Origin of the sequence: Paraburkholderia sartisoli (genome assembly GCF_900107685.1) — a bacterium.
GTDB lineage: Bacteria > Pseudomonadota > Gammaproteobacteria > Burkholderiales > Burkholderiaceae > Paraburkholderia > Paraburkholderia sartisoli.
In genome coordinates this window covers 93,579-110,077 of record NZ_FNRQ01000012.1, presented here as the reverse complement: position 1 = coordinate 110,077, position 16,499 = coordinate 93,579, and the positions used below count along the sequence as shown (strand labels likewise).

Annotated in this window: 14 protein-coding genes; 6 read left to right on the top strand and 8 right to left on the bottom strand. The window is 63.2% G+C overall.

Features of this window, described 5'->3' with window-relative positions; genetic code table 11:
- Positions 1-376 precede the first annotated feature (376 nt).
- From BLV45_RS25465 to BLV45_RS25440, 7 genes are all read right to left on the bottom strand, one after another.
- Positions 377-973 (bottom strand): hypothetical protein, encoded by a 597-nt coding sequence (locus tag BLV45_RS25465; protein ID WP_245753552.1) that lies wholly within the window; start codon positions 971-973, stop codon positions 377-379.
- Between the two features lie 83 nt (positions 974-1,056).
- On the bottom strand, positions 1,057-2,451 hold the full coding sequence (locus tag BLV45_RS25460; RefSeq protein WP_090537854.1) for a selenium-binding family protein: 1,395 nt from the start codon (positions 2,449-2,451) through the stop codon (positions 1,057-1,059).
- A gap of 648 nt (positions 2,452-3,099) precedes the next feature.
- Complete coding sequence (locus tag BLV45_RS25455) at positions 3,100-3,807, bottom strand: MgtC/SapB family protein (RefSeq protein WP_090537852.1); 708 nt, start codon at positions 3,805-3,807, stop codon at positions 3,100-3,102.
- 503 nt (positions 3,808-4,310) lie between these two features.
- Positions 4,311-5,378 carry an AI-2E family transporter gene (locus BLV45_RS25450; protein ID WP_090537866.1) on the bottom strand — a complete coding sequence of 356 codons (1,068 nt, stop codon included), beginning with the start codon at positions 5,376-5,378 and terminating at the stop codon, positions 4,311-4,313.
- A gap of 140 nt (positions 5,379-5,518) precedes the next feature.
- Positions 5,519-7,714, bottom strand: coding sequence for a glycogen debranching protein GlgX (gene glgX / locus BLV45_RS25445; RefSeq protein WP_090537850.1), 2,196 nt, complete (start codon positions 7,712-7,714; stop codon positions 5,519-5,521).
- A 161-nt stretch (positions 7,715-7,875) separates the two neighbouring features.
- On the bottom strand, positions 7,876-8,046 hold the full coding sequence (locus tag BLV45_RS27685; RefSeq protein WP_176954250.1) for a hypothetical protein: 171 nt from the start codon (positions 8,044-8,046) through the stop codon (positions 7,876-7,878).
- Positions 8,047-8,157: 111 nt separating this feature from the next.
- Positions 8,158-9,324 (bottom strand): metallophosphoesterase, encoded by a 1,167-nt coding sequence (locus BLV45_RS25440; protein WP_090537848.1) that lies wholly within the window; start codon positions 9,322-9,324, stop codon positions 8,158-8,160.
- Between the two features lie 405 nt (positions 9,325-9,729).
- Here BLV45_RS25440 and BLV45_RS25435 point away from each other — a divergent pair, with 405 nt between their 5' ends.
- Positions 9,730-10,077: a hypothetical protein gene (locus BLV45_RS25435; RefSeq protein ID WP_407671059.1), complete on the top strand. Its 348-nt coding sequence runs from the start codon at positions 9,730-9,732 to the stop codon at positions 10,075-10,077.
- A gap of 59 nt (positions 10,078-10,136) precedes the next feature.
- On the opposite strand, the gene BLV45_RS25430 is transcribed toward BLV45_RS25435, so the two are convergent.
- Positions 10,137-10,721, bottom strand: coding sequence for a malonic semialdehyde reductase (locus tag BLV45_RS25430; RefSeq protein WP_090537844.1), 585 nt, complete (start codon positions 10,719-10,721; stop codon positions 10,137-10,139).
- 132 nt (positions 10,722-10,853) lie between these two features.
- On the opposite strand from BLV45_RS25430, the gene BLV45_RS25425 reads away from it, so the two are divergent.
- From BLV45_RS25425 to yjfF, 5 genes are all read left to right on the top strand, one after another.
- The gene (locus tag BLV45_RS25425; RefSeq protein ID WP_090537842.1) at positions 10,854-11,444 is read left to right on the top strand and encodes an alpha-ketoglutarate-dependent dioxygenase AlkB family protein; all 591 of its coding nucleotides are present in this window, start codon (positions 10,854-10,856) and stop codon (positions 11,442-11,444) included.
- Between the two features lie 190 nt (positions 11,445-11,634).
- Positions 11,635-12,612: an ABC transporter substrate-binding protein gene (locus tag BLV45_RS25420; protein WP_090537840.1), complete on the top strand. Its 978-nt coding sequence runs from the start codon at positions 11,635-11,637 to the stop codon at positions 12,610-12,612.
- A 105-nt stretch (positions 12,613-12,717) separates the two neighbouring features.
- Positions 12,718-14,304: a sugar ABC transporter ATP-binding protein gene (locus BLV45_RS25415; protein ID WP_090537839.1), complete on the top strand. Its 1,587-nt coding sequence runs from the start codon at positions 12,718-12,720 to the stop codon at positions 14,302-14,304.
- The gene (locus BLV45_RS25410; protein ID WP_090537837.1) at positions 14,301-15,332 is read left to right on the top strand and encodes an ABC transporter permease; all 1,032 of its coding nucleotides are present in this window, start codon (positions 14,301-14,303) and stop codon (positions 15,330-15,332) included. Before BLV45_RS25415 ends, BLV45_RS25410 begins: the two co-directional genes overlap by 4 nt.
- Positions 15,329-16,444 carry a galactofuranose ABC transporter, permease protein YjfF gene (gene yjfF, locus BLV45_RS25405; protein WP_090537835.1) on the top strand — a complete coding sequence of 372 codons (1,116 nt, stop codon included), beginning with the start codon at positions 15,329-15,331 and terminating at the stop codon, positions 16,442-16,444. The genes BLV45_RS25410 and yjfF overlap by 4 nt, the downstream gene beginning before the upstream one ends.
- Positions 16,445-16,499: the final 55 nt, after the last annotated feature.

The following is a 16,499-nucleotide window of genomic DNA, read 5'->3' as shown; positions in this document are numbered from 1 at the left end:
GAAACGACTCCACGCCGATGATAGTGCGGATTGCCCGTGTGAAAGTAGGTAATCGTCAGGCTCCCCAGCAGCAACAGAAACCCCACCCCCTAAAGGTGGGGTTTCTGCGTTTACGGCCATTACCTATTACGGCCCCCGGCCATCCATATAGCGTGGCCGACCTCAGGCCCCCTGCGGCAGGTCCAGCCGGACGGCGCGGAGCCTCACCCTCCGTCCGCGTCTCCACCATCCCCCTCAACTCACCCCGCCCGCCCCAGATAGCGCTGCGACAGACGCACCCAGTACGTCGACCCAACCGGCAGAAGGGCATCATTGACGTTACAACGTTCCGTCGGGGAAATTGTCGCCAACACCATTTATTTAGACTCGAACTCGCCTAAATTCCGAGTTGTATGACTCCGCATCCAGCGAGCGATGCAGTCCACATCAAATCGAAGTTTATCCATTTCGTACGCAGACACGCCACGCCGAACTGGTCGAAAACCAGTAGCGACACAATCCCCGTCGTGAGAAGCATCGCCATTGTGTGAACTGTCAAAGCGGCAACTGCAACGGCAGCGACAGGCCCGACGTCAGCAAGCAGCCCACGCACACCTGGCAGCGCTGACGTCGACGACACGCCCGAAAAACCATCGCAAACGGGCAGGAGCGCCGGAATCAGCATGAGTCCCGCACCGTGTACGCCGGACATGATGAAAGACCACGCCGTCAGTCCTGCGAATTTCGCTTGCATGCCCACTCGCGAGCGCATCTGATGTCCGCGTAGTGCGTGCCAGGCAGCCCATCCGATCAGGACCACGCCGCAAATCCTGTTCAGTACATGATGATCGATCGACATGCTCAATGACAGGCCCGCAACCAGTACACACGCAGCAGCCATCGCGTGACCAAGCGCAATCGGGATCAGCGAGAGCAGCACGACACGTCGACTTCGGCGGTAAAGACCGAGCGCGACTGCGAAAAGCCAGCCCATCGCCGGGTTGAGTCCGTGAAACACGCCGAGCCCGGCGACGACAGCCCACGTCCACCACGGCGACGTCGAAAGATCTATTGATGTCACGGGTAGCAGTAGGAATCGGACGAACAGTCGCCGCCTTGCAGCCGGATCTGGTGAGGCCGATGTCCCGCAGGCCATTCGAGAAAGAATTTTGGATCGAACGCGAGGCCGCCATCGGCATCGGCGTCTAGCTTGACCATCCAGCCGTCGATGCCCTCCGGATAAAATTGCGGATCGACGGCGCCGTACAGCGAGTTGGTGAAATACACGCGCTTGCCGTCGCGGCTGATCTCCACCATTTGCGGGCCGCCGTTTAGCGCGTTGTCCGGTGCGGTCGGATGCGAAGCGCGCGAAACAATGCCGCCAATCCGGACCTTGCCTGTCAGCTTTGGTGCGAATGGGTCCGATACGTCGTATTGCAGCAGGTCGCCGGTGCCCCAGCACGAAACGTACAGAAAGCGGTCGTCCATCGAGAGATCAATGTCTGTCACGAGCGGCGGCACGGCGCCGAACGACTGCAGAACGGGTGGCAGGACGTCTGCACTGGCCGGCTCAGCGGGAATATCGATGATCTTGCGCACCGCCCACGCATTGCCGTCGCGATACCAGACCCATATCGACGACGACAGATCCTTCAGGCTGATCACGCAGTTGACGAAACCATAAGTCTTGGTCGGATCGTGTGCCGGCCGTAGTTCGAAAACGAGTTGATACTCGGGACCGAAATCGATTTCCTGCAGATGCTTGCGTCGCGTCAGGTCCCAGAAATGCAGCTTGCGGCCGTAGCGCCCACCTAACAGCACTTCAGGAATCAGGCCGTTTTCGAACGTGTCGGGCGTTCCCCATTCGCTCGTCACGAGCGTGTCGTAGCCGAGGTGCCACCAGCCGTCGTAAGCGAGCTGCTGTGGGCCGCGATCGACTTCCCAGCGCCCCAGCGGCTCGAAGCTTTGTGGATCGAGCAGGAAAATTCCGCCTGGTGCGCCGCCGTCAGCGCTTCCCAGCGCCGTCACGTAGATGCCGCCCGGCCCGCAATGCACCGTATGCGGCCGCGAATAGCCGGTGCGGTTCGCGATCGCCTCCGGCTCGATGATCTTGACGATGCCCGGTTTAAGCGGATCGGCCTTCGTGTCGATGATGTAGATGCGCGACGAGCGTAGTCCTGGCACGACCAGATAGCGTCGCTCGGTGTGCGGATGCGGCGCATTCGGACACAGACACGACGAGCACGCGTTCCACCCAAAATGATGCAGCTCGTCGCCGGTATTCGGCATCGGCAACGTGCCGACGATGCTGGCGTAATCCGGTGAACCCGGATCGACGTCGACGATTTCGATAGCGTCCGGCAGATTGCGATCGGGATCGAAAGCCGCGACGTATGCGAGCTTTTCGGGCGGAGCCTGCGCGGCGAGTCGGGGCGACGGATAAAAACTCGGGTCCGGCTTCCAGATGCTCATGGCGTTCCTCCCGGTGTCGATCACTCAGCACGATGGAATGGCACACATCAACTGTAGCCGCTCCAGGCGCGCGGTATAGATCAATGTCGCATAAGCAAATTCATGGCTCGTGCGAAACCCATAGTTTTCACGCCGACCTGATGTATCGGAACGACATACGCTGCACCGCAACACGATTGCATCGTTGGCATCGTAGGTCTCGCGGTGGAAGCGGCAGAAGTCAGGCGACTGTGATCGCCTGACTTCTGCCAATCACGATCAGGTAACCGCCGGCAGCCAGCTTCAGGCCGGTTTGATCACGAGTAGAACCACGGCGCGGATCACAGTGTTATCGATCGAAGTGATTTACCCACTGCCGGTTGAAATGCCGGGCGCGCGCACAAGTCTGCCGTCGACAAACGCGCCGACGACACCGATAACAATGTCGACGAGCAGTCCGGACGTCATCTTCCGCAAGGATGCCAGCAAGCCAGCCAGCCCGTGATCGCGCCGATCACCCAGACAACGACGTCATATTTCGTACGATGCACTCCTATGTTTTTAGCGTGAACGATCACGCTAACGGAGCGGGGCGTGCCCATCGTCGAAGCAAAAAATCCGCGTGACGGGTACGTCGAAATACGCCGATTCACGCAAGAAAGGACCGCGTCACTCTGGAGTGGGCTCGGCTTCTTTCGCGACCCAGCTTACGCTCGACACACTTTTCTCCATGCTGATGCGGCTCGCCATCTGTTCGAGCTTGGGCTGGTCTTTCGGATGCAGCTTGAGCGTTGCCGTGACGCGGATACGTCCAGTCTGGTTGTCGACGTCCTCGCTGAGGAGGCTCTGAAACGACAGCGGCGTCGAGTACATCGAATTCGACAGCAGGGTACGGATGTGGATTTCGCTGTCCTCGCGGCAGACGACCGTCAGTGCGTACTCGCGCACGAGGTCCGCGTTCGACACGGGTATCGAGTTGATCATGCGGCTTACCCCGCGCAGAAGGGTGTTCGTCAGCAGTACGACGACGGTGCCGGCGAGCGCCGGGCCATAGTGCCCGGCGCCGCACAGCACGCCGACCGCCGCGGAACACCACAGCGTCGCGGCGGTGTTGATGCCCTGAATAGAGCCCTTGTCGCGCATGATTACGCCGCCGCCGAGAAAGCCGACGCCGGAGACGACATAGGCGGCGATCTGCGTGACACCCGCGGTGCCGTTGCCGGTCAGCACGCCGAGCAGGACGAAGAGACACGCGCCGCTCGCGACGAGCGTGATGGTGCGAAGGCCGGCGTTGCGCTGGCGCATCTGGCGTTCGAGACCGATCGCGACGCCACAGATGAAAGCGGCCGCGAGCCGCAGGACAAGGTCGAATGTCATGATTGGAGTACGACTGTTCATGCCCGCCCGCGCGAGACGTGACGATGGGACAACGCAGCAACGCGTCGTGCAATCGGGGAATGCGCGGGCAAAACTTGCAGGTTGAACGAAACACGTGACAGTTGCGCGAATATCAGCGCGCGACGTCAGGTGCCGCGATGCTTGCGAGCGTGAGCTTGCGAAGCAAAAGGTCGAACGCAATCGCTCCGCGGCAGGATGCCGAAATCAGAAACAGTACACGGGAAAGAATTTGACGCGCACCGTCTGCCAGAGGGCAAGACGGCGGCAGTGAAACGTTGTCGCGGAAGTCTTGCCGTCAGGCGGCCTGCTGGATCGAGGTTCGACTCGAACTACTGTCCACGATGGTTTCCTGTTAAAAAAGAATGGCGCGATTTTAGGCCTTTGCGCCGACGCGGGTCAACCCATAAGGCGACATCCGTAAGGCCGCCCACCCAGGCGAATCCAGGGCCGCGCCGCACGAAGCCACGCGACCCCGCAGCGCCTCATTCTTCAATCGAAGCGCCGTGTTTGTCGCGCGTGAACAGATCCCAGCAGCTCATGAACAGTGCAGCGACGAGCGGACCGATCACAAATCCGTTGATGCCGAGGAGCGCCATGCCGCCCAGCGTCGAGATCAGCACGACCCAGTCGGGCATCTTCGTGTCCTTGCCGACGAGTATCGGGCGCAGCACGTTATCCACCATGCCGATCACGATCGCGCAGAACGCGATCAGCCCGAGCCCTTTGGCGAGCGCGCCCGTCAGCAGGAAATAGATCGCGACGGGTCCCCAGATCAGCGCCGCGCCGATCGCCGGCAGCAGCGAAAGAAACGCCATCATCACGCCCCACAGCAGCGCGCCCTGGATGCCGATGACCCAGAATGCGATCCCGCCCAGGCCGCCCTGCACGAGCGCCACCGCGACGTTGCCCTTGACGGTGGCGCGCACGACGGTCGTGAATTTGCGCAGCAGATGTTGCTTGCGGTTTTCGTCGAGTGGAATGGCTTCGCGGATCAGGCGGGATATTTCGCGCCCGTCGCGCACGAGAAAAAACAGCAGATAAAGCATGACGCCGAAGCTGACCAGAAACTGCAGCGTGTTCTGCCCGATGCTCAACGCCTGGCCCGCGAGAAACTGGCTGATCTGCGCCGCGCCGGCCGTGAGCTTGCGCTGCAGGTCGGAGATGTCGGTGAGTCCGACCTGACCGAGTACATGCTGCACGGAGAGCGGCAGCGCATGCACGATGTGGTCGAAGTAATTGCCGAAGTTCAGGTTGCCCGACTTCATCTGGCTGTACACGAGCGAGCCCTGTTGCACGAGCGTGCCGGCAACCAGCGTCAGGGGCAGGATCACGATGACGACACACAGCAGCAGCGTGATGAACGCCGCCAGATTGCGGCGACGGCCGAGGCGGACCAGAAGCCGGCGCTGCACGGGCTGAAAGATGAGGGCAAGAATGGTGCCCCAGAAAATCGTGTTGAAAAACGGAGCGAGGATAAAGCACAGCGCAACGGACACAGCGAACAGCAGCAGATAAAACGATGTTTGATGCAGCGATTTGTTGCCATCCATGATGCGGTTCTTGTCCTTTCGATGCTGGGTCAGCATGCGTTTTACCACGACGCGGGGTGTCGGGGCGCCTGAGCGGTGCATTGGGCGTCTTCGACGGCCGCGGCGATGCCAGGGCGTTCATCGCCTTCTTCCGTTTCTGATTACTTCCCGCCGCTGGCCGGATCCTCGACCAGGTTTTCCGCGAGACGGTCGAACACGCGCTGTGTGCTGCCGCGCGCGTGCAGCGCGAACAGCACGAGCGAGCGACCCGTGATCTGATAGATATCGCCCGAGTCGTATTCCGGCAGTTCTTCGCGCACTGGCATATTGGTGTCGATGAGGCAGGTCCATTGCTGGCTGCCCGCGATCTCAGGCAGCTTCACGCCGACCACGTCATGATGCGCGTTCATCGCGATCAGCAGCGTCGCGTCGGCAGCGGGGCGACGGATGCCGGTCGCCTGCGCGCGGCCGTCGATCAGCATGCAGAAGCAGCGCATCGACGGATCGTCCCATTGTCCGGGCGAGAGTTCCTCGCCCGATGGGCTCATCCATTTGACGTCGGTGACGTCGAGCGCCTCGTTGTATTCGCCGACCAGAAAACGGCCGCGTCGCAAGACGGGCAGTGCGTGCCGCAGCGTGGTGAGCTTGTTGACGAAGTCGGTCAGCGCGTGGCCGTCGGCGTCGATGCCTTCCCAGTCGAGCCAGCTCACCTCGTTATCCTGACAATACGCGTTGTTGTTGCCGTGTTGCGTGCGCCCGGATTCATCGCCCGCAAGCAGCATGGGCGTGCCCTGCGACAGCAGCAGCGTCGCGAGCAGGTTGCGCTTTTGCCGCTCGCGCAACGTGCGGATGTCCGCGTCGTCAGTGGGACCTTCGACGCCGCAATTCCATGAGCGGTTGTCGGAGTGGCCGTCCTTGTTGTCTTCGCCGTTTGCCTCGTTGTGCCTGTCGTTGTACGAGACCAGATCGGTCAGCGTGTAGCCGTCGTGCGCGGTGACGAAGTTGACGCTCGACCACGGGCGCCGGCCGCGCCGGTTGAACCTGTCGCCGGAGGCGGTCATGCGCGCGGCGAGTTCGGATGCGATCCCTTCGTCGCCTTTCCAGAATGCGCGCGTCGTGTCGCGAAAGCGGTCGTTCCACTCGGCCCAGCCTGGCGGAAAACCGCCCACCTGATAGCCGCCCGGGCCGCAGTCCCACGGCTCGGCGATCAGCTTCACGCTCGACAGGATGGGGTCCTGCCGGCAACTGTCGAGAAAGCCGCCGCCTTCGTCGAAGCCGTGATCCTCGCGGCCGAGAATCGTCGCCAGATCGAAGCGGAAACCGTCGACGTTCATCTCCGTCACCCAGTAGCGCAGGCTGTCGGTGACCATCTGCAGCACGCGCGGATGCGCCAGGTTCAACGTGTTGCCGGTGCCGGTATCGTTGATGTAATAGCGCGGCTCGTCAGGCATCAGCCGGTAGTACGACGCGTTGTCGATGCCGCGAAACGACAGCGTCGCGCCGCGCTCGTTGCCTTCGGCGGTGTGGTTGTACACGACGTCGAGAATCACTTCGAGGCCGGCCTCGTGCAGATGGTCGACCATCTCCTTGAACTCGGCGATCTGCCCGCCCCCGCGCGAAAAAAAACGCGGGTCCGCCGCGAAGAAGCCGATCGTGTTGTAGCCCCAGTAGTTCGTGAGTCCCTTGTCGAGCAGATAGCTGTCGTTGACGAACGACTGGATCGGCATCAGTTCCACCGACGTAACGCCGAGCCGCCTGATATGGTCGACGACTTCCTTCTGCGTCAACCCGGCGAACGTGCCGCGCAGCGACTCCGGCACGGCGGGATGTCGCTTCGTGTAGCCACGCACGTGCGTCTCGTAGAAGATCGTGCGTTCCCACGGCACGCGTACGCGAGTCGCGTGCGTCCAGGTAAACGACTGGTCGACGACCTGGCATTTCTGCATGAAGGGCGCGCTGTCGCGCTCGTCGAACGTGAGGTCGTCGCCTTCGGCGTTCAGCGTGTAGCCGAACACGGCCGGATCCCATTTCAGCGTGCCGACATGCGCCTTCGCATACGGGTCGAGCAGCAGCTTGTTCGCGTTGAAGCGGTGGCCCGCTTCAGGTTCATACGGCCCGTGTACACGGTAGCCGTACACGGCGCCGGGTCCGGGATCGTGCAGGTAGACGTGCCAGACTTCGTCAGTGTATTCAGGCAGCTCGATGCGCTGCAGTTCCTTCTCGCCGCGCTCGTCGAAGAGACACAATTCGACTTTCGTCGCGTTGGCGGAGAACAGCGCGAAGTTGACTCCGCGTCCGTCCCACGTGGCGCCGAGCGGGAACGGCGAGCCTTCGGCGATGCGGATATCGTTGGCCATGAAAGAGTCCGGGCTGGATGAGTGGGCCTTCTTTGGCCGGTGTGGTTTTTTGCCGTGAAGCTGATCGTATGCGCTCAGGGAGCGGAGCCGCCGTTGCGCGGACGCGCCGCATGCGGAACCGCGGAATTTGCCGCCTGAACTACCCGTCGCGTGTAGATTTTTCAGCCGACGGGTGTCTCGCCTTCGCCGGGCTTCTTGCCGGGACGGTCGTTCGGCGCCTGCTTGCGCCCTTCGTCCCGGCGCTCAGGCATCCTGCTCTTCTCGTTGTCGCTGTGCGTGGCGGGTTCCGGATGCTCGAGATCCGGGGGTGTCGTGCGTGCTTGGGTTGTCATTGCGGGCTCCATCGATAATCACCGCGATGACTGACGCAAGGATCGGGCCTGGCGTTACGCCTCGTGCTTGGAACGCGAGATACAGCCGGCCATTGCGGCCGGCCCGGTGTGTCAGATGCCTTCAGCGTGTACGAGCCGCACGCGGGTGATTTCCGAGGGCGCGCCGAGTCGCTTTGGCGGCCCCCAGTAGCCGGTGCCGCGGCTCGTATAGACCCACAGGCCGTTCATGCGCGCGAGGCCCGCCGTGAACGGCTGCTGAAGCCGCACGAAGAAATTCCATGGGAAGAACTGGCCACCGTGCGTATGTCCCGAGAGCTGCAGCGTGAAGCCGGCGTCGGCGGCGGCTTCCGCGCTGCGCGGCTGGTGCGCGAGCAGCACGCGAATCAGCACGTCGCCAGGCGCGCCTGTCAATGCGGCGGCCGGATCGCTGCGATGCGCGGGATCGAAATGTCCGGCGGAATAGTCGGTCACGCCCGCGATGATGGCCTGGGCGCCCTTGTGCTCGACCACGACGTGTTCGTTCATCAGCACCGTCAGGCCAAGCCGGCGAAATTCGTCGATCCACGCATGCGCGCCGGAGTAGTACTCGTGGTTGCCCGTCACGAGATACGTGCCGTGCAACGCGGAAAGCCGCGACAGCGGACGCGTGTGCACCGCCAGCTGCTCGACGCTGCCGTCGACGACATCGCCCGTCACTGCGATCAGGTCGGGCGTCAGCTTGTTGACCGCATCGACGATTGCATCGACGTAGCTGCGCTTGATGGTCGGGCCGACGTGAATGTCGCTGATCTGGACGATCGTGAAGCCGTCGAGCGCGGCGGGCAGGTTGTCGATGGGCACATCGATCGTGACCACGCGTGCCCGGCGACGCGCGTTGAAAAGTCCGATCGCGGTGGAGAGCAGCGCAAGCAGCGGAACGGCCGCGGCCGTGCTGGTTCGCCAGGCCGCGAGCGCGAGCGCATGCGGCCAGATTGCGTCGATCGTCAGCAGCGAGGCGAGCAGCAGATCGCGCGCGAGCGTGAGCACCAGCAGCGACGAGAAGAAGCCCATGCCCATCAGGCCGATCCACGCGAGACGATCGGCGAGCGGCTGGCGCCTGATCGTGCGCGCGAGCATCCCGAGCGGAATCACGAACACCGAAAGCACCAGCCACAGCGCGGCGAGCACACGCCATGTCGTGCTGACCGGCAGATCCGGAATCAGGCGAAATCCGACGTAAATGTGCAGCAGGATACCGACGAAGATGAAGCGGGCCAGAAACGAAAATGATCGGCGCATAGGGAAGGTCAGGGACGCGGAAGGAAGCACTGGCGCTGGATGACGCGCCGCGGTACCTGGAGATGAATTGCAGGCAGATCATTCTACCGAGAGTTCGATAGCGGTGCCGGCGACCGCCAGAACCGGTTCTGTCAACGGCCTCGGGCGGCCGGGCAGGCGCGTCGTGACGCACGCCGGATTTCCTGCATCGCAGCATGCGGAGCGCCGCGGACGTTCGCGCGTTTGTGAACTAAACAGGTTTTGAATTGCGTGTCGAGATCGACTATTCTCAAATTGAACCGTGTGACGGCTGAGCGTGTTGTCCGTCTCGCGGAGCGGGATTTTTGTCCGGCGCCGCGACGGTCCATACCGATGACGTTCATGGTTCGATCTATCGCCAGATTCAGCGGGCGATGCGGGAGACGGATGATGAAAACGACACGGACGGTTGCGCATGACGGCCACACGGACGGTCATGCGGGGCACCACGTGCATCACGTGGGTCGCGAAGGTAGCCACGTGATGCTGCCGCTGGTGGTGCTCTCGCTGATGGCGCTCGCGCTGTATTTCGGCGTCCGGCAGATCGAATTCTCCGAACTCGGCCGAAGCGCGCTCTTCGACGTCGTGATGGTCTGCGTCGCGCTGGGTATCGCCGGATTCTTCGGCTTCGTGGGCGCGTGGCTACGCTCGAACGGTGACGAGGCGGAAGAGGGCTTCTGCTTTGTCGGCGCCCTGATCGGCGCAGCGGTTTTCTACGTGGCGCTTCTCACCTGAATGCCGGCGCGCCATGACCTGGCTGACACGGTCACGCCTGCATTCGCGGGAGCGCCGGCTCAAACGATTTTCGCGGCTTCGTCGAACGTGAGACGCGGGTTGCGCGCATGCAGTTTCGTCGCGTCGCCATAACCCAGATTGATCAGGAAATTCGACTTCACCGTCGTGCCGGCGAAGAACGCCGCATCGACCGTTTTCTGGTCGAAGCCGGACATCGGGCCCGCGTCGAGACCGAGCGCCCGCGCGGCCATGATCAGATAGCCGCCTTGCAGCGTCGCGTTGCGAAACGCGGTGTCGGCGATGAGCGTTTCGTTGCCGACGAACCAGCTGCGCGCATCGACCTGCGGAAAGAGCCTCGGCAGATGCTCGTAGAACGCGGTGTCCATTGCCGCGATCACGGTGACCGGCGCGGCCATGGTCTTGTCCAGGTTGCCGGGCGCGAGCGCCGGACGCAGCTTTTCCTTGCCCTCGGGCGTCTTCACGAACACAAAGCGGCCAGGACTCGAATTCGCGGACGTCGGGCCAAGCTGCGTGAGTTCGATGAGCTGCCGCAGCAGCGTGTCGTCGACGGGTTTCGGCAGCCAGCGGTTGTGCGTCCGGGCGGTGCGAAACAGTTGATCGAGTGCTTCGTTCGAGAGCGTCATGAAAACCTCGCAAGGTGAGAAGACGAAATGAAAGCGCAAAATGGCGGACGACGCACGCCAGTTTCGGCCTTCATGATAACGAGGGTTTCCCTTTAACGAATTCACGGTGACGTGTTCGCCTGAAGTGTATTTATGTCCGGCCTCTTCAACGATCTTCCCGCCCCCGACGTCGACTGGTATCCCGACTGGCTTTCGCCCGAAATCGCCGCCGCGACGCTCGCGCAAATCGTCGACGAAGTCGCGTGGAAGCAGGACACGATGATGACGCCCGCCGGCCGTGTGCCGCTGCCCCGGCTGACCGCGTGGCAGGGCGAGCCAGACGCGGTCTACGTGTACTCGGGAATCCGCAACGTGCCGGATGCGTGGACGCCGGCCGTCGCCGAACTGAAGGCCGCCGCCGAGGCCACCTGCCGCGCGCGATTCAACAGCGTGCTGCTTAACCGCTATCGCGGCGGCAACGACAGCATGGGCTGGCACGCCGATCGCGAGGCCGAACTCGGCGCGCAGCCGGTGATTGCGTCGGTGAGTCTGGGCGTCGCGCGCACGTTCGACCTGAAGCACAACCGGACCGGCGTCGTGCAGTCGTATGCGCTCAAGGGCGGCAGCCTGCTCGTGATGCGCGGCGAAACGCAGGCGCAATGGCGGCATCGCGTGCCGAAAGAGCCGCGCGTGCAGGGCGAGCGCATCAATCTGACGTTTCGTCTCGTGACACCGCGCGAATAGCGGCCGGCCTTCGCCGCCGCGATCCCGCTTCCTGCAATGCGGAGCGCGTGTCGATACCAGAATTGGTATGGGTTGCGCAAATCTAATGATTGGACGATGAGGAGGGGAGCCACTACGCTTGGTTTCGTCCCCGGCCGGCACGGCCAGCAGGCGGGGCGAACCTACACAGAACAAAGATCAGGAGACAGTCATGACCATTTCACGACGCACCGCGTTGCGTGTAATCGCGGCCTGCGTGGGCGCGAGCACGCTCACTCTCTCCGCCTTCAGCGCGCAGGCGGAGGACAAGAAGATCACCCTGGGCTTTGCGCAGGTAGGTGCCGAAAGCGCCTGGCGCACGGCCAACACCGAATCGGTGAAGTCCGCCGCCGCGGACGCGAAGATCAACCTCAAATTCTCCGACGCCCAGCAAAAGCAGGAAAACCAGATCAAGGCGATCCGCTCGTACATCGCCCAGAAGGTCGACGTCATAGCGTTCTCGCCGGTGGTCGAGTCGGGCTGGGAACCGGTGCTGCTCGAAGCGAAGGCCGCGAAAATCCCGGTGATCCTGACCGATCGCAACATCGACGTGAAAGACAAGTCGCTCTACGTGACGATGATCGGCTCCGACTTCATGGAAGAAGGCCGGCGCGGCGGCCGCTGGATCGAAGATCACTATAAAAACGACAAAGGCCCCGTCAACATCGCCGAACTACAGGGAACCGTCGGTTCCGCACCGGCGAACGACCGCCATTCCGGCCTGATCGAAGTGATCAAGAACGATCCGAAATTCAAGATCATCGCGTCGCAAAGCGGTGACTTCACGCTGGCGGGCGGCAAGCAGGTCATGGAAGCGTTTATCAAAACTTACGGAAATAAAATTAATTTAGTTTATGCGCATAACGATGACATGGCGCTGGGTGCGATCCAGGCCATGGAAGAAGCCGGCATGCATCCGGGCAAGGATGTAGTCGTCGTTTCGTTCGATGCGACGAAGGGTGGCTTCCAGGCGATGGCGGCAGGCAAGATGAATGTCGATGTCGAGTGCAGCCCGCTGCTCGGGCCGCAGCTGATGTCGGCGGTGAAGGACGTGGTGGCCGGCAAGCCGTTGCCGAAGCGCATTCTGACCGAAGAGACCGTGTTCCCGATGAGCGTCGCGGCACAGACGCTGCCCACGCGTAAATACTGATCGCGCTTTCGGACAGGTCGTAGCAGGTTTCTCCAGTGTGGTGCCTCAACGCCGTCCGTTGCTGTGACAACGGACGGCGTCTTTTCAACCGACCATCCAAGGTCTATGGCCCATTCGACTTCTGAATCCCCATTCCCCGACGCCCGCCCGGCGCCCGAAACCGTTCCGGCGTCCGCGGGCGAACGCGTGCCGGTCCTCGAAACCCGCGGCATCAGCAAGACGTTTCCTGGCGTAAAGGCGCTGCAGAACGTCGATTTCCGCCTGTATCCCGGCGAGGTTCACACGCTGATGGGACAGAACGGCGCGGGCAAATCGACGCTGATCAACGTGCTCACCGGTGTGTTCGCGCCCGATGGCGGCGAAATCCACCTGGGCGGCGCGGCCGTGCAGTTCTCGTCGCCGCAGGAAGCGGAAGCGGCCGGCATCCGCACGCTGTATCAGGAGGTGAACCTGTGCCCGAATCTTTCGGTCGCGGAGAACATTTTCGCGGGGCGCCAGCCGAAGCGGTTCGGGCGCATCGACTGGCGCGTGATCCGGCAGCGCGCCGAGGCCGCGCTTGCGCGCCTGAACGTCGCGCTCGACGTGACGAAATCGCTCGACGCGTATCCGATCGCCGTGCAGCAGATGGTGGCGATCGCGCGCGCGATCTCCGTCGACGCGCGCGTGCTGATTCTCGACGAACCGACCTCGAGCCTCGACGACGGTGAAGTCGCGCAACTCTTCGAAATACTTCGGAATCTTAAGCAGTCAGGTATCGCGATCCTGTTCGTCACGCACTTTCTCGAGCAGACGTACGCGATTTCCGATCGCATCACGGTGATGCGCAACGGCGAGCGCGAGGGCGAATACCTCGCGAGCGAACTGTCGGCGGACCAACTGGTGTCGAAGATGGTCGGGCACGAACGGATGAGCACGCGCCTGAAGGACGCCGCGCGCGAAGCGCCGGCGGACAGGTCGGCGGTGCCGCCGTTTGTCGAACTGTGCGGCGTCGGGCGACGCGGGATGATCCAGCCGATCGATATCGACGTGCAGCCCGGGCAGATTCTCGGCCTTGCCGGCCTGCTCGGCTCCGGGCGCACGGAAACGGCACGGCTTCTGTTTGGCGCGGATCGCGCCGACAGCGGCACGATCACCATCGACGGCCGCGTGGTGCGGCTGCGTTCGCCGCACGATGCGGTGCGTCACGGCATCGGCTATTGCCCGGAAGATCGCAAGAAGGAAGGCATCATCGCCGAGCTGTCGATTCGCGAAAACATCATGCTCGCGCTGCAGGCGAAGCGCGGCTGGCTGCGCAAGATCAGCCGTCACCGCGCGCGAGAGATGGCCGACATGTGGATCGAGCGCCTCGGCATCAAGGCCGCCGATGCGGAGCAGCCCATCGGCCTGCTCTCGGGTGGCAACCAGCAGAAGGCGCTGCTGGCGCGCTGGCTCGCCACCGAACCGAAAATCCTGATCCTCGACGAGCCCACGCGCGGCATCGACGTCGCCGCGAAGTTCGACATCATGGACCGCATGCTCGCGCTGTGCGGCAAGGGGCTCGGCATTCTGTTCATCTCGTCGGAAGTCAGTGAGGTCGTGCGCGTGAGCCATCGCGTCGCGGTGCTGCGCGACCGCCGCAAGATCGCGGAAGTGGCGGGCAACGTCTCGAACGAAGACGACATCTATCGACTCATTGCAGGAAGCGCCGAATGAAGACACCCAACTGGCTGGGGCGCGAAGGCGCCGAACGACAGCTTCTCTGGCCGTGCGTGACGCTCGTGCTGCTGTTTCTGCTCGACCTGTGGGTCAATCCGGGTTTCCTGTCGATCCGCATGCTCGACGGTCATCTGTTTGGCGCGCCGATCGACATCCTGAACCGCGCGGCGCCGCTCGCGCTCGTCGCGACCGGCATGACGCTCGTGATCGCGACGCGCGGCATCGACATCTCGGTCGGCGCAGTGGTCGCGATCGCCGGCGCGGCGGCCGCCGCGACGCTGTCCACCAGCGCGATACCGACGCCTGGGCTCGTCGCGCAGGCGCTGTGCGCGGCGCTCGTGGTCGGCGTGCTGAGCGGAATGTGGAACGGGTTGCTGGTGTCGTTCGTCGGCATGCAGCCGATCATCGCGACGCTGATCCTGATGGTGGCCGGACGCGGCGTCGCCCAGTTGCTTACGGCCGGACAGATCATTCCGATCGGCGCGCCCGGCTATCTGTTCGTCGGCGGCGGCTATCTGTTCGGCATCCCGTTTTCGGTCTGGGTCGCGACCATCGCGGTGCTGGCAACGGCGCTGCTGGTCGAAGGCACGGCGCTCGGGCTCTTTATCCGTGCGATCGGCGTGAATCCTGTCGCGACGCGGCTGGTCGGTTTGCGCTCGAAGGCGATTGTCTTTGCGGTGTACGGGTTTTCCGGGCTGACGGCGGCGATCGCCGGCATCCTGATCAGCTCGAACGTGCGCAGCGCCGACGGCAACAACGCCGGCCTCCTGCTCGAACTCGACGCGATTCTCGCCGTGACGCTCGGCGGCACGTCGCTGCTGGGCGGGCGCTTCAGTTTCGCCGGGACGGTGCTCGGCGCGCTCATCATCCAGACGCTCACGTACACCACGTATTCGATCGGCGTGCCGCCCGAGGCGACGCTCGTCGTCAAGGCGGCGGTCGTGCTGGCGGTCAGCGTGATCCAGTCGCCTTCGGCGCGTGCAATGGCGATGACGCTCTTCACGCAGCGCGGGGTGGCACGATGAGCCGCGTTTCAGCCGTGTTCGCGCGCGTGTTCGATCCGCGCACCTTGCCGCTTGCCGTGACGATCGCGCTTTTCTGCGCGCTCTTCGGCTTCGGTTCGGTGATGTACACCGGGTTCTTCTCGTGGCAGGTGCTGCTCGATCTGCTCGTCGACAACGCGTTCCTGCTGATTGTCGCGATCGGCATGACGTTTGTGATCATCGCCGGCGGTATCGATCTGTCGGTGGGCTCGGTGGTTGCGCTCACGACGATCGTCGAAGCGGTGCTCTCCGAGCACATGCATCTGTCGGTGTGGGTCATCCTGCCGGTCGTGCTCGTGATGGGCGCGCTGTTCGGCGCGGTGCAGGGCGCGCTGATTCATTTCTTCCGGTTGCAGCCGTTCATCGTGACGCTCGCGGGGATGTTTTTCGCGCGCGGCATGTGCTTTCTCATCACCACGCAATCGATCACGATTTCCGATCCGACCTTCAAGGCCATTTCCGCCTATCGCCTGAAGATCGGCACCGGCTCCGTGAGCGCAAACGTGCTGATCGCGCTCGCGGCGCTCGTCGCGGCGATCTTCATCGCGCATTTCACGCGCTTCGGGCGCAACGTCTACGCGATTGGCGGCAACGAGCGTTCGGCGCTGCTGATGGGGCTGCCGGTTGCGCGCACGAAAGTCGGCGTCTATGCGCTGAGCGGATTCTGTTCCGCGCTGGGCGGCGCGGTCTTCACGTTCTATGTGCTGTCGGGATACGGCTTGCAGGGGCAGGGCATGGAACTCGACGCGATCGCGGCCACGGTGATCGGCGGAACGCTGCTGACGGGCGGCGTCGGTTATGTGATCGGTTCGCTGTTCGGCGTCGGCATTCTCGGCACGATCCAGACGCTGATCACCTTCGACGGCACCCTCAGTTCGTGGTGGACGCGCATCGTGATCGGCGCGCTGCTGTGCGCGTTCTGCCTGCTGCAACGGTTGATCGAGCGCCACGCGCGCGGTGCGCGCCGGGCCGGCGGGACGCCTTCGGTTGCGACGGTGGATCGCAGTCGCGTTCACGCGTCCCGCGATGAGGCGCCGGCCGATTCCGGTTCAAGGCCCGACGCGATGGGCGGCCTGCAGAACGCGGGAAGATAAGCGGGTGACATGGCCTGGCCGTTGCGCTGTTCGTGTATTGAACGCGTTGCGGCAG